This is a genomic window from Fimbriimonadaceae bacterium, from assembly GCA_019638795.1.
Classification (GTDB): Bacteria; Armatimonadota; Fimbriimonadia; order Fimbriimonadales; family Fimbriimonadaceae; genus JAHBTB01.
Map to the genome: position 1 here is coordinate 47,686 of JAHBTB010000010.1, position 13,162 is coordinate 60,847.

Genomic DNA, 13,162 nt, shown 5'->3' on the forward strand with positions numbered 1-13,162 from the left:
TTCAGGCGACCCCGGCCAAGGGTATTGTTACCCAGTGCCACCCGCCAAAAAACCGCGCGCAAACCTGACGCGCGACGACCTGCTGGGGCTGTTCGGACAGATCGCCTTGATGGTGCGGTTTGAGGAGCGCCTCCTCGCCGAATCCCAGGCCGGGAACCTCCGGGGCTCCCTTCACTTGGCCCGGGGACAAGAAGCCCTGCCCGCGGGGGCGTGCAAGGCCTTGCGTCAGACCGACTACCTGACGATGACTTATCGGGGCCACGGCTATGCCCTGGCCAAGGGCGTCGATTTGAACCGCGTCGCCGCCGAAATCCTCGGCCGACGCGACGGGCTCTGCGGCGGACAAGGCGGCAAAATGCACCTCTTTGACCCGAGCCACGGCCTCCTCGGCGCCAATGGGATCGTCGCCGGTGGGATCCCTACCGCTGTCGGCGCGGCGTGGTCGTCGGCACACCAAGGTCTCGGCAACGTCGCGTTGACCGTCTTCGGTGACGGGGCCGTCAACCAAGGCGTGGCGATGGAGTGCTTCAACCTTGCCGCCGTCATGAAGCTGCCCGTCATCTTCCTGTGCGAGAACAACCTCTATGCGGAGATGACGCCCCTCAGCCGGAGCACGGCCGAAGAGGACCTTGCCAAGCGGTTCGCGTCCTTTGGCATGCGCACCGCGACCTTCGACGGCAACGACGTCCTTGAGGTCTATGACCAAGTCGCCCAGGCCGCCGCGGGTTGCCGTGCGGGCGACGGGCCGTACTTCTTGCAGGCGATGACCTACCGGACCTGCGGCCACTACCAACTCGACCCTGGCGTCGGCTACCGGACCAAGGAGGAGGTCGCGAAGTGGGAGGCGGCTTCACCCACCAAGCGCTTCGGCGACTGGCTTGTCCAGGAGAAACTCACCGACAAGAAAGGGCTCGCCCAGCTCGACGCCCAAGCAAAGGCGACGGTTGACTCCGCGTTTGAGTTTGCCCTGGCGTCGCCAGAACCCGCCGTCGACCGGATCCTCGCGGGGGTGTTCGTATGAGCGTCGCCGGTGCCGTGGAGACGATGACCTACAGCCAGGCTGTCAGAGCCGCGGTCGCAGTCGAGATGCGGCGTGACCCCCGGGTCGTCCTCCTGGGAGAAGACGTCGCCCACCACGGCGGCATGTTCCAGGTCACGAAGGGGCTGATCGACGAGTTTGGCGCGCAGCGCGTCCTCGACACGCCGATCTCGGAGGCCGGGTTCATCGGCATGGCACTTGGCGCCGCGATGACCGGCCTGCGTCCGGTGGTCGAACTGATGTTCTTCGACTTTTCCCTGGTCGCGATGGACCAGCTGGTCAACCAACTCGCCAAGACCACGGCGATGTCGGGTGGCCTGCCCGTGCCGCTCGTCATCCGGACGCAAGGGGGCGGCTACAAAGGCGCTGCGGCCCAACACTCCCAGATGCTGGAGGCGTTGTTCCTCCACATTCCCGGGCTGAAAGTCGTCACCCCCGGCACTCCGGCAGACGCCCATGGACTCCTTCTCGCCGCCATCCGTGACGACAACCCCGTCCTCTTCATCGAGCACAAGCAACTGTACGGGACGTCGGGGCCGGTGGCGGTGGGGGCCGAGCAGCCCCTAGGTCAGTGCCGGGTCGTCCGCGAAGGACGCGACGTCACCATCGTCAGCTATTCGTACACCGTCCATCTGGCTCTCCAAGCCGCCGAGTCCCTCGCCGCCGACGGCGTCGAGGCCGAGGTCGTCGACGTGCGGACCCTCAATCCCCTCGACTTGGAGACCGTGGGGGCGAGCCTTCGCCGGACCCACCACCTTGTCGTGACCCACGAGGCCCACGCCCGGTGCGGATTTGGCGCCGACCTGGCCGCCCAGGTGCAAGAGAAGTGGTTCGACGAACTCGACGCCCCCGTCCTGCGCCTGTGCGCCGCCGATGTGCCCGTCCCGTTCGCCAAGAACCTTGAGGACGCTGTGCTGCCTTCGGCCGACAAGATCAAGGCCCGCGTCTTGGAGTGCCTCGGAAGATGACCCTGACTGCCCGCGTCGCCCTGGTGACCGGCGCCGGCCAAGGCATCGGCGCGGCGGTCGCCCGTCGGCTCGCTGCGGCGGGGGTCAAGGTGGCCTGTCTCGACCGTACCGCGGAGACGGCCCGCGTCATCGCCGACACCGTCGGTGGCCGGGCCTATGCGGCCGACGTCGCCGATGTGGCCCGCTTCCCCGCCCTCCTGGCCGACATCGAAGCCGACTTGGGGCCGGTCGACGCCCTCGTCAACGTCGCCGGGGTCTGCCTGACCCGGCCAGTCGACAAGGTGACGCCGGAGGAGTTTGCCTTGACCTTCGCCGTCAATGTCCACGGGCCGTTTTTCCTCAGCCGCGCCGTTGCCGACCGACTCGTCAGCCGAGGCGCACCGGGTGCCGTCGTCAACATGGCGTCGGTGTCGGCGTTCTTGCCCAAACTCGAACAAATCGACTACGGCGCCTCAAAGGCCGCCCTCGTGAGCCTCACCCGGTCGCTGGCCCTTGTCTATGCCGGGCACGGGGTGCGCTTCAACGCGGTCGCCCCCGGAATGATCGACACGCCGATGACCCAGGCCAACGCCCAAAACCGGGCGCTGGCGCGCGGCACGACCCCACAAGAACAACTCGATTTGCTCCTCAAGACCGTCCCCATGGGGCGCGTCGGCACCCCCGACGACGTCGCCCAAACGGTCGCGTTCCTCCTCAGCGAGGAGTCCAGCTATGTGACCGGCCAGACCATCGACGTCTGCGGCGGCACCCTCATGAGATGACCCATGGCATACAACGGCGTTTGGCACACCAGTTTCACCGTCTCGGACATCGAAACGTCCGTAGCCTTCTACTGCGACTTGCTCGGGCTTGAGCTCTACCACCAGCAAGTCCAGCACAACGAGTACACCGCCAAGCTGGTCGGCTACGAGGGCGCCCATCTCAAGGTCGCGATGCTCCGGATCCCCGGAGCGTTTGTCGGTCCCTCGAACCACCATTTGGAGTTGGTGGAATACGTCCACCCCCGAGGCGACAAGACCGACGTGGCGACGAACCGGCCCGGTTCGCCCCACCTGTGTTTTGTCACCGACGACATCCACGGCGACTACGAGCGGCTCAGCGCCGCGGGGGTCCGGTTCCGCGCCCCTGCCCCCGTCGAGATCGTCGCCGGTGTGAACAAGGGCGGCTACACGGTCTACTTCCTTGACCCTGACGACATCACCCTGGAAATGTTGCAACCGCCACCCGGCCGGCCTTGGGGCACGATGGACGGCCGCGAAGTCACCAAACCATGACGTTGCGTCAGCATCCTGACCTTTTGGTCAAGCCCCTGCCGATCAAGTCGATCGGCGCGGGCGGGATCGTCAGGCACGCCCACCTCCCCGCCTACGCCATGTGCGGTTGGAAGGTCGAGGCGATCTGCGACGTCGACCGGCCCAGGGCCGAAGAACTGGCCAAGGAGTTCGGAGTCCCCCTTGTCGCCGGCACGGTGGAAGAGATCGTCGCCGCTGGCTCCCAAGACTGCGTTTACGACCTGGCCGTCCCCGCCAAGGCCACCGCCGACGTCCTGCGGCAACTGCCCGACCAGTCCCTCGTCCTCATGCAAAAGCCGATGGGCGAAGACCTCGGACAGGCCCGAGAGATCCACGACATCTGCCTGACCAAACGGTTGAGGGCGGCGGTCAACTTCCAACTCCGGTCCGCACCCTATGCGTTGGCCGCTCGGGACGCTGTCGGCCAAGGGCTCCTCGGCGACCTCGTCGAGGTCGACATCAAGGTCCACGTGCATATGCCCTGGGCGATCTGGCCGTTCCTTGAACTGTCGCCGAGGATGGAAATCGTCTACCACTCCATCCACTACCTCGACTTCGTGCGGGCGCTCCTCGGCGAACCCCGGTGGGTGAAGGCGACCACCCACCGGCACCCCGCCAGCCCCAAATTGCATTCGAGCCGGTCGGCGGTGCTCATGGACTTCGGGGCCTCGCCCCAAGGGCATGCCGTCCGCGCCCAGGTCGTCACCTTCCACGCCCACGACTACGGGCTCAAGCACCAGACCAGCCGGGTCGCCCTTGAGGGCACCGAGGGCGCGCTCCATTTCCAAATGGGACTGAACATGGACTACCCCACTGGCGCACCGGACTGGCTGGAGGTCAACACCGGGGCCGGCTGGGAGGCGGTCCCGCTTGAGGGGAGTTGGTTCCCCCACGCTTTCCGCGGCCCCATGGCCGCCATGATGCGATGGGCGGCCGACCCACAGGCCGTCCCCGAGACCCACTTTGAGGACGCTTTCCGCACGATGGCCTTGGTCGAGGCGGCTTACACCGACGCGGCCACGCCCGGGGTCGACCCCCGCTCCTACTGGCCGAGCCCGTAGAACCGGGCCGCGTTCAGTCCCATGACACCGTCGCGGTCGGTCCCCGAGAGGCAGGACTCAAGCGATCCGACCACCCGTCCGTAAGAGCCGGCCGGCAGACACACCGGCCAGTCGGAACCGACCATGCACCTACCCGGGCCGAAACATTCCAACACGTGATGCACGTAGGGGCCGAGGGTCGCCTCGTCCCACGTCGGCCAGTCCGCTTCAAAGGCCAGGCCCGAAACCTTGCACCACACGTGCTCGCGCCGAGACAACTCGCGGACGTGGGTCGCCCACGGCTCCCACTCGCCGCGCCTGATCCCAGGCTTGGCACAATGGTCCAAGACGAGCGGACAACTGACCGCGTCGGCAAACTGGCAAGTCTCGACCAACTGGTCGGCATAGACCAACAGGTCGTAGGTGAGCCCGTGCGCCGCCAGCCGCTTCGCCCCGGCGATGAACTCGGGGCGCGTCAAGAACCCAGGAGGTTCGCCCTGGGCCGCCTCCCTGACCCCGCGGAAGCGCGGTCGGGAGGCCCACTTGGCGAGCCGGTCGTCCACGTCGCGGGACGTCAAGTCCACCCAGCCGACGACGCCAAGGACCGAGTCGTCGAGGCCGAGCAGGAAATCGTTCTCGACCTCTGACGACCGCGCCTGCACCGCGACCGACCCGACCATCCCGGCCTCGGCCAAGAGCGGCGCGAGGTCGGCAGGCAGAAAATCACGGCGGCACACCGCCATTTCGTCCGTGATCCACGCGAACTCGACCGGGTCGTAGCGCCAATAGTGTTGGTGGGCGTCGATCCGCACGGTCACTCGGCCCCGGCCGCCGCCGCTCGGGCCAGCCGCCACCGGTCGAGGGCCACCGCCGTGAGGATGATCGCGCCGGTCACGATCTCCTGGACCCAGTTGGGCCAACCGGACTGAGAGCCTCCCGACGCGATCGTGGTCATGATCAGCGCCCCGACCAGCGAGCCGAAGATCGACCCCTCGCCCCCGTTCAAACTCGCTCCTCCGATGACCACGGCGGCGATGACCGAGAGTTCCAGTCCGACCGCGACGGTGGGGTCACCCACCGTCAACCGCGAGAACTGGGTGAGGCCGGCAAGCCCGAAGCACAACCCGGCGAGGCCGAACACCCACAGGCTCACCCGGTCGGTGTTGATCCCGCACATCCGCGCCGTCGCTTCGTTCGAGCCCGTCGCCACGACGTGGCGGCCGAAAACGGACGAGTTGAGCACCCAGTGGGCCAGCACCCCCAGGGCGATGACCATCCATCCCCCTGGCGGCAGGATCTGCCACCGTTGGTCTGGGGGCAGCGCACCGGTCATGTTGCGCAGCCAGTTCATTGGCACGTCGATCTTTTGTTCGTTCGCAACGCCCTTGGCGATGCCCCGGAACGCCAACAAGGTCGCAAGGGTGACAATGAACGATCCGACCTTTAGTTTGGTCGTCAGGAACCCGTTCGCCCATCCGGCTACCCCTCCCGACAGAACACCGACCAATGCGGAAGGCAATGGGGCCATCCCCGACTTGAGACAAAAGGCAATGACGACCGTGACCAAGGCCACTAAGGACCCGACCGAAAGGTCGATCGCCCCCGTGATGATGATGAAGGTCATTCCGATGGCGGTGAAGCCGGTGATGACCGTCTGCCGGATCATGATCTCGAAGTTCACCGGCGTGGCGAACGATCCGTTCAACGCCACGTTGAAGGCGATGACAATCGCCACCCAAACCAAGACCAGTCCAAGAGCTTTCTTCCACGCCTTCATGCGCCAGTGCACCACCCGAGCAACGTCTGTTCGTCCGTCGCCCTCCCGTCCAAAACCGTCACGACCTCGCCGCGCCGGAAGACGGCGATGCGGTCACAGAGACCCAGCAACTCCGGAAGGTGGCTACTGACCAGCAACACCGCCTTCCCTTCGCACGCCCCCCGGTCGATGATCTTGTAGATCTCTGCCTTGCTCCCCACGTCGATCCCGCGCGTCGGCTCGTCCAAGAACCACACCGACGAAGACTGGTCGAACAGCCTCCCGATCGCGACCTTTTGCTGGTTACCCCCGCTCAGCGACCCGATCGGCTGCCAAGGCGAACGGCACTTGACGTTGAGCGCGGTGACGACGGCGTCGGTGCGTTGCCGCAAGTCGGATTCGCGCACGCTCACCCGGCCCGGACGCGGCAATGTCAGGTTGTCGGCGATGCTGAGCGCCTGGGCGAGCCCCTCGGTCTTACGGTCTTCGCTGACCATACCGGCCCACGGCCATCCCACCGCCCGGCCCGTCGCCGTCGAGACCTTCCCGGCCTTCAGCCGGTCGAGACCAAAGAGACACCGGACGTACTCCGTGCGGCCCGACCCGTTAAGCCCGGCAAGCCCGAGCACCTCGCCCGAGCGAAGCTCTAGGTCAACTCCGAGGGGCAGCCGGGGGCCGTGCAGGCCGGATGTCGACAGCACCACCTCGCCTGGCGAGCGGTCCGACCGGACGTACATCTGCCCGATCTCGCGCCCCGCCATCAGCCGGGTCATCCCGTCGGTGTCAGTCTCCGAGACCTCGACGTGGCCGACCAAGACCCCGTCGCGAAGGAAGGTCGCCCGGTCACAGACCTCCTTGACTTCGTCCAAGAAGTGACTGATGTAGACGACCCCCTTGCCCAACGAGGCCAACCGCTTGACGACTTCGAAAAGGTGGCCGACGTCTTTCTGGCCCAGACTCGACGTGGGTTCGTCAAAGAGCACCACCCGTGCGTCTGACATCATCGCCCGCGCGATCTCGACGAGCTGGCGCTGGGCGGGCGACAGGCTGGACAGCATCCGGTCCGGGGCGAGGTCTCCCACCCCAAGGGCCCCCAGGTGCCGGCGGGCCTCCGCGTCCATCTTACGTCGGTCGCGCAACAGGCCGCTCCGGACCTCTTGTCCCAGAAAGATGTTCTCGGCCACGGTGAGGTGGGCGCACACGGCGAGTTCCTGGTGGACCAGGGCGACCCCCGCCTCGCGGGCGTCCCCGACCGAGCGTGGCGCGTATGGCTTGCCGTCAAGGGTAAGGGTCCCCGCGTCAGGGGCCAGTTCCCCGTGCAGTATCCGCATCAGAGTGCTCTTGCCGCTGCCGTTCTCGCCAACAAGAGCGTGGATCTCACCCTGGTCAAGGGTGAAATCCACGTTGTCTAGCGCAAGGTTGGCGCCAAACGCCTTGCGGATCCCGCGGGCCTCCAGCAGAGCCATGCCGTCAGAGTTTGGGGTGCAGGAGGTCGTTGATCTCAGGGGTCTTCATGTTTTCCTTGTCGACCACCGCCGCGCCCGTGTCGATGCGCTTCTCGACCTTCTCACCCTTCAGGTGGGCGACGAGGGTCTTGACCGACAGGTAACCCATCTTTTCGGGGTTTTGCACCACCAAGGCGTCGATCTCGCCCTTCTCCAGCGCGGTGAGCAACTGGTCGCTGGCATCAAAGCCGACAAACTTGATCTTTCCGGCCAGCCCGGCGTTTTGGAGCGTCCGGAGCATGCCGAAAGCGCTTGACTCGTTGGGACAGAAGATGCCCTCCACGTCCTTGAACCGCTGCAGCAGGTTCTCGGCAACCTGTTGGGCCGACTCCACCGACGCCCCGGCGTGCTGGTTCTCACTGATGACGGTGATCCCGGGGTTCTCCTTCATCGCTTCCATAAAGCCGTCCTCACGTTCCATCGTGCTCGCCGAGCCCTCCATGTAGCGGAGGAGGATGACCTTGCCCTTACCACCCAAGAGCTTGGCCAGACGTTCGCCGCCGAGCTTGCCCGCCGCCTTGTTGTCGGTGGCGACAAAGCTAACTGTGTCGACGTCTTTCAGGCCGGAGTCGAAGATCAGCACGGGAATGCCGGCGTCTTGGGCGTTGGTCACCGGCACGCGCAGGACGCTGTTGTCCAGCGGGGCGAGGCCGATAGCACTCACCTTCTTGGCGGTGAAGTCTTCGACGACTTTGACTTGTCCGTCCTTGTCGTCCTCCTTCAGGGGGCCTTTCCAAATCACCTCGACGCCCAACTCGTCGCCCGCCTTCTTGGCCCCGGCCTCGACCGATTTCCAAAAGACGTGGGAGGTGCCCTTGGGGATCATCGCGATCGTCAGCTTGCCCGAGGCGGCAGGCTTTGCCGCCGCCCCGTCTTTCGCGGGTTCGGCCGGCGGATTGCAGGCGGTCAGGAAGAGGCCGGCCAGCCCGACCAGGGCCAGCGGCAATGCGAGCCGTTTCATGGTGAAGCCCAGTTTGCCCGATTTTGGGCTCAGATCGCCGCATTCTCCGTGAATCGGACCGCCGCGGCCGCCCCGTGGCCGGAGGTACAAGCGCAAGATGAGAATTGACGAGTGCAACTGGCGGCAGGTTGAGTCTCGGCTGGCCGAGGACGACCGGTGCGTCGTCCCGCTGGGCTGTACCGAGCAGCACGCCTACCTCAGCCTCGCCACCGACAGCACCTTGGCGTTCCGGGTCGCCGTCGAGGCTGCCGGGCCTCTTGGCGTGCCCGTGTTCCCCGTCCAGCCTTACGGTGTCACACCGGCCTTTTCCGCATATCCAGGCACGGTGAGTCTCCGCGTCACCACATTGGGGGCGATCATCGTCGACATCCTCGAATGCCTGTCGGGCCAGGGCTTCCGCCGGTTCCTCTTTGTGAACGGCCACGGCGGCAACACCCCTTGTGCCGCGACGGCTTACGAATGGGCGGCGGCCTGCCCGCTCCCGGGAGTCCGCGTGGCCTGGCACGACTGGTGGAACGCCCCTTTGACCCGGGCGAAGGTGGACGAACTCGACCCCCAGGGCACCCACGCCAACTGGATGGAGAACTTCCCCTGGACCCGGGTCGAGGGTGCCGAGCCCCCCGACAATCCCAAACCAATGGTCGACTACGCCCGACTCCGGGGACAGGGCGCCGATACCGTCCGCCAGGGCCTCGGTGACGGATCATTCGGCGGGGCGTACCAAAGGGCCGACACTGACATGTTCGCCCTCTGGGAGGTCGGCGTGGCCGAGACCAGGGCGGTCATCGAGTCTCTGTGACCCGTGCCCGAGGTCACGGGCCGTATGGTATGGCCTCGGTCAGGTTGAGCGGTGCGGCGTCGGTGACGACGACGGTGTCTTCGCACCGACACCCGCCGTGGCCCAACCAGGCCGTGGCCCGGTCGAAGTCAACCTGGTCGGCCCACTTGGCCCGACGTTCTTCGCTGGTCAGAAGGGCAGGGTTGAAGTAGCACCCCGGCTCCACCGTCACCGCGTAGCCCACCTCAAGCGGCATGTCGATCCGCACCCTGACCCCGGCGACCGTGCGGTCCCGGTCCAGTCCGGGCGGCTGGGCCATCGCGTCGCGCACGCCGAGCCCGACGGTGTGCCCGACCCCGTGGGGGAAGAAAAGTGACATGACGCCGCCCGCGACCGCTTCGTCGGGCGACACCCGCAACACCTTCAGGTCGACCAACGCCTCGGCCATCCGCCGCGCGCAAAGCGCGTGGACGTCGTGCCACTCCCGACCGGCCGTGCATGCGGCGACACCGGCCTTCTCTGCCGCGACGACCGCCGCCTGCAACTTGGCCTTTTCATCGGTCAGGCCACCGCAGGCGAAGGTCCGGGTGACGTCGACGACATACCCCTCCACCTCCGCGCCCGCGTCGACCAACAAGAAGTCGCCTTCTTGGAGCGCCCTGGCCCCCGGGGTCAGGTGGAAGACGGCCGAATCGGGCCCGGCCCCGACGATGGAGGCATATCCCGGCCCGTCGGCTCCGGCCTTGGCGATCGCGTACTCAAACTCGATCTGGATGTCACGCTCGGTGACCCCAGGGCGGACGGCCCGCCTGATCGCCTCGTAACCCGCCAGCGTCGCCGCGGCCGCGCGGCGCATCAGCGCGACCTCACCGGCGTCCTTGGGGCGGCGGACGTGATGGAGAATGCGGCTGAGGGTCTCCGAGAGCTTCGGGTCCGCGTGGGGGTCTGCGTAGCAGCCCAACGCGGCCAAGGGTCTTCCGGCACGCTCTTCCAGCCAGGGCCCAAACTCAGCGACCGGCCGACCGACGGGAGCCGGCCCTGGCCCCCAGACGCACTCGGCTTCGCTCACCGGCGGCTCGAAGTGCGCCCAACCCGTCTTGGGGTCGTAGGCGACGATCCCGCCTTCCCGGCGGCAGTCGGTCAGCCAGCGGTACTCGGTGTGAGGGACATAGGGATAGCATTGGTCGTGGTATCCCGGTCGGCCCTGAGGGTCGCCTGCTCCCACGACCACGATCTCGTCCGTCAAGTTCCACGCCGCCGCCGCCTTCGCCTGTCTCGCCTCGACACCCATAGTCCGGATTCTTACACTTTCCGAACCGTAAGAAGTTCCTTTGGCACTGTCGTCGCGGCGGTGTCGCACGACGAGGTGAGAAAGCCGCAGTAGACTTCACCCATGTCCATGTCCCGCCGTTCGATGTTGAAGCAGGCCGGAGCGGTCACCACCGCGACGTGGGGCCAACGCCTCGAGGCGTTCGCGGGGCCGTTTCAAGTCGACGAGGCGCACCTGGTCCCTGCCGACAAGAAGTTTTCCGCCGCTTGGCTCCAGTCGCTGACCGACCGGGGCAAGCCCGCCGTCCTGAGGGGCGACGAGCTCAAATTCGTCGGTATGCCGGTGGGAGGTTGCTTTGCGGGGACCGTGTACCTTGGCGGCGACGGACGCCTCTGGAACTGGGACGTGTTCAACCAACACCACCAGGGCACCGTCGCGCACCAGGCCAAGTACGGCAAGGAGACCCTTAATGAGTCGAGTGGGGCCAACTACGTCGACCCACCGTCCAATGTCTCGCCGTTCCGTATCCAGTTCAGCTGTGACGGCGTGCCCCTTGAGTCGGGACACTGGGACGAGACGACCTTCCTCGGCCAATACCCGGTCGGAACCGTCACCTACACCGGACATGGCCTGAGGGTGGTGCTCGAGGCCTTCTCCCCGTTCATCCCCTTGGACATCGAGCGCTCGTCCTATCCTGCCGTGGTCATGAAATACACCGTGACCAACCTGGGCTCGACCCGGCGCAAGGTCGTCGTCGCCTGCGCCTGCGAGCACCCGGCCCTCCTCTATTCGAAGGACGTCGCCGAGCATGTCACCCTTACCGTCGCCAGGCGGCAGGCGCGGGACAAGTCCGCCGACACGGGGTCCCGGTGGACCGGCGCGTCGTTCGAGACCGTGCCCGACGCCACCGTCCGCCTTGCCCCGACACCGGACTGGGGCAGTTTCGCCGTCGGCGTCACCGAGGGAGAGGTCATGGAGACCCCGGGCACGCGCCCTTCGGCGACCGTCTCGACCCCGCTGGACCTTGCCCCGGGACAGACCGCGTCACGCCATGTCTTTGTCGCGTGGCACTTCCCCCATGCCCAGGTGAACGGGTTCAAGGAGCCCACCCGGCGGTGGTACGGCACACGGTGGAGCGACGCCGGCGACGTCCTCGACGACCTTGTCGAGAATTGGTCCGACCTGGAGGAGACCACCTTCAAGTGGCGGGACACCTGGTACGACTCGACCCTTCCCTACTGGCTCCTCGACCGGACTTTTGCCAACACCTCGATCCTGGCGACCAACACCTGTTACCGGTTCGACGACGGTCGGTTCTGGTTCTGGGAAGGGGTCGGCTGTTGTCATGGTTGCTGCACCCACGTGTGGGGCTATGCCCAGGCGATCGGGCGGGTCTTTCCCGAGGTCGAGCGGTACCTGCGCGAGAAGGTCGACTTCGGGCGGTTCTTCCATGCCGACACCGGCGCGATCGATTACCGTGGCGAGTTCGGACGTAGCGTGGCCCACGACGGCCAGGCCGGATGCATCCTGCGCGCATACCGCGAGCATCTCATGTCCCCGGACGACGACTTCCTCAAGGGGGTCTATCCCCAGGTCAAGAAGGCGACCCAACTCCTGATGACCCAAGACCCCGACCGGGACGGCATCCTCGAGGGAGGGCAGTACAACACTCTTGACGCCGCTTGGTATGGCAAGCTAGCCTGGATTTCGGGCCTGTACTTGGCCGCGGTCAAGGCTTGCGGGGCGATGGCCGGAGAAATGGGGGACACCGCGTTCGCCGCCGAATGCTCCGCGGTCTGTCGCGCGGGTGAAAAGTCGATGGTCGCCCAACTCTTCGACGGGGAGTACTTCGTCAACATCACCGACCCGGCCCACCGCGACCGGAACAACACCAACAAGGGGTGCCACATCGACCAACTCTACGGCCAGCAATGGGCGCACCAGTTGGGCCTCGGCGGCATCGTGCCCGCCCAAGAGGCGCGGTCGGCGATGGCCGCCCTCTTTCGTCACAACTTCGCCCCGGACGTCGGGGTTTACCGCCGGGGCATGAAGACGATCCCAGGCGGGCGCTGGTACGCCTTGCCCGGCGAAGCCGGTCTTATCATGACGACCTTCCCTAAGGGCGGCGCTGACCAAGCGGTCGGCAAGGGCCAGGACGCCTGGGCCGGCATGTACTTCAACGAGTGCATGAGCGGGTTCGAGCACCAGGCCGCCGCGGGAATGATCTACGAGGGCCTCGTCACCGAGGGTCTTGCCGTCGAACGCGCCGTCCATGACCGCTACGCGCCCCATAAGCGCAACCCCTACAACGAGATCGAGTGCAGCGACCATTACGGCCGGGCGATGGCGTCGTATGGGGTGTTCGTCGCCCTCACCGGGTTCTATTGCCACGGCCCACGCAACGCCGTCTCGTTCCGCCCCCGCACGGGCAAGGCAAAGAACCGGTTTCCCTTCATCACCGCCAACGGCTGGGGCACCGCCCATGTGGACCGCCAACCGGACGGGACCTGGAAGGCGACCATGACCTACCGACACCAGGTCTAGGCCGCCGTC

At 66.4% G+C, this 13,162-nt stretch carries 12 protein-coding genes; 7 read left to right on the plus strand and 5 right to left on the minus strand.

Annotated features, from left to right (window positions below; all coding sequences use genetic code 11):
* Positions 1-34 precede the first annotated feature (34 nt).
* The 5 genes from KF857_11275 to KF857_11295 are packed head-to-tail and all read left to right on the plus strand — an operon-like array spanning position 35 to position 4,360.
* Entirely contained in the window at positions 35-1,021 is a 987-nt protein-coding gene (locus KF857_11275) for a thiamine pyrophosphate-dependent dehydrogenase E1 component subunit alpha (GenBank protein MBX3112579.1), read from the plus strand.
* Positions 1,018-2,007, plus strand: coding sequence for an alpha-ketoacid dehydrogenase subunit beta (locus tag KF857_11280; protein MBX3112580.1), 990 nt, complete (start codon positions 1,018-1,020; stop codon positions 2,005-2,007). The genes KF857_11275 and KF857_11280 overlap by 4 nt, the downstream gene beginning before the upstream one ends.
* Positions 2,004-2,768 carry an SDR family oxidoreductase gene (locus KF857_11285; GenBank protein ID MBX3112581.1) on the plus strand — a complete coding sequence of 255 codons (765 nt, stop codon included), beginning with the start codon at positions 2,004-2,006 and terminating at the stop codon, positions 2,766-2,768. Before KF857_11280 ends, KF857_11285 begins: the two co-directional genes overlap by 4 nt.
* Positions 2,769-2,771: 3 nt before the next feature.
* Complete coding sequence (locus tag KF857_11290; protein ID MBX3112582.1) at positions 2,772-3,281, plus strand: VOC family protein; 510 nt, start codon at positions 2,772-2,774, stop codon at positions 3,279-3,281.
* On the plus strand, positions 3,278-4,360 hold the full coding sequence (locus tag KF857_11295) for a Gfo/Idh/MocA family oxidoreductase (GenBank protein MBX3112583.1): 1,083 nt from the start codon (positions 3,278-3,280) through the stop codon (positions 4,358-4,360). The genes KF857_11290 and KF857_11295 overlap by 4 nt, the downstream gene beginning before the upstream one ends.
* On the opposite strand, the gene KF857_11300 is transcribed toward KF857_11295, so the two are convergent.
* Genes KF857_11300 through KF857_11315 form a run of 4 tightly spaced genes read right to left on the minus strand, consistent with a single transcriptional unit; the run spans position 4,342 to position 8,561 of the window.
* Positions 4,342-5,157: an amidohydrolase family protein gene (locus KF857_11300; protein MBX3112584.1), complete on the minus strand. Its 816-nt coding sequence runs from the start codon at positions 5,155-5,157 to the stop codon at positions 4,342-4,344. The two genes, KF857_11295 and KF857_11300, sit on opposite strands and share 19 nt — an antisense overlap.
* Positions 5,154-6,116, minus strand: a complete 963-nt coding sequence (locus KF857_11305) for an ABC transporter permease (protein MBX3112585.1) — start codon at positions 6,114-6,116, stop codon at positions 5,154-5,156. The genes KF857_11300 and KF857_11305 overlap by 4 nt, the downstream gene beginning before the upstream one ends.
* Entirely contained in the window at positions 6,113-7,561 is a 1,449-nt protein-coding gene (locus KF857_11310) for a sugar ABC transporter ATP-binding protein (protein MBX3112586.1), read from the minus strand. Before KF857_11310 ends, KF857_11305 begins: the two co-directional genes overlap by 4 nt.
* Before the next feature lie 4 nt (positions 7,562-7,565).
* Entirely contained in the window at positions 7,566-8,561 is a 996-nt protein-coding gene (locus KF857_11315) for a substrate-binding domain-containing protein (GenBank protein ID MBX3112587.1), read from the minus strand.
* A gap of 97 nt (positions 8,562-8,658) precedes the next feature.
* On the opposite strand from KF857_11315, the gene KF857_11320 reads away from it, so the two are divergent.
* Complete coding sequence (locus KF857_11320) at positions 8,659-9,360, plus strand: creatininase family protein (GenBank protein MBX3112588.1); 702 nt, start codon at positions 8,659-8,661, stop codon at positions 9,358-9,360.
* 13 nt (positions 9,361-9,373) lie between these two features.
* Here KF857_11320 and KF857_11325 read toward each other — a convergent pair whose 3' ends face one another.
* Positions 9,374-10,630: a M24 family metallopeptidase gene (locus tag KF857_11325; GenBank protein ID MBX3112589.1), complete on the minus strand. Its 1,257-nt coding sequence runs from the start codon at positions 10,628-10,630 to the stop codon at positions 9,374-9,376.
* A 108-nt stretch (positions 10,631-10,738) separates the two neighbouring features.
* Between KF857_11325 and KF857_11330 the strand changes: the two genes are divergently transcribed.
* Positions 10,739-13,153, plus strand: coding sequence for a hypothetical protein (locus KF857_11330; GenBank protein ID MBX3112590.1), 2,415 nt, complete (start codon positions 10,739-10,741; stop codon positions 13,151-13,153).
* The last annotated feature ends 9 nt before the right edge of the window (positions 13,154-13,162 follow it).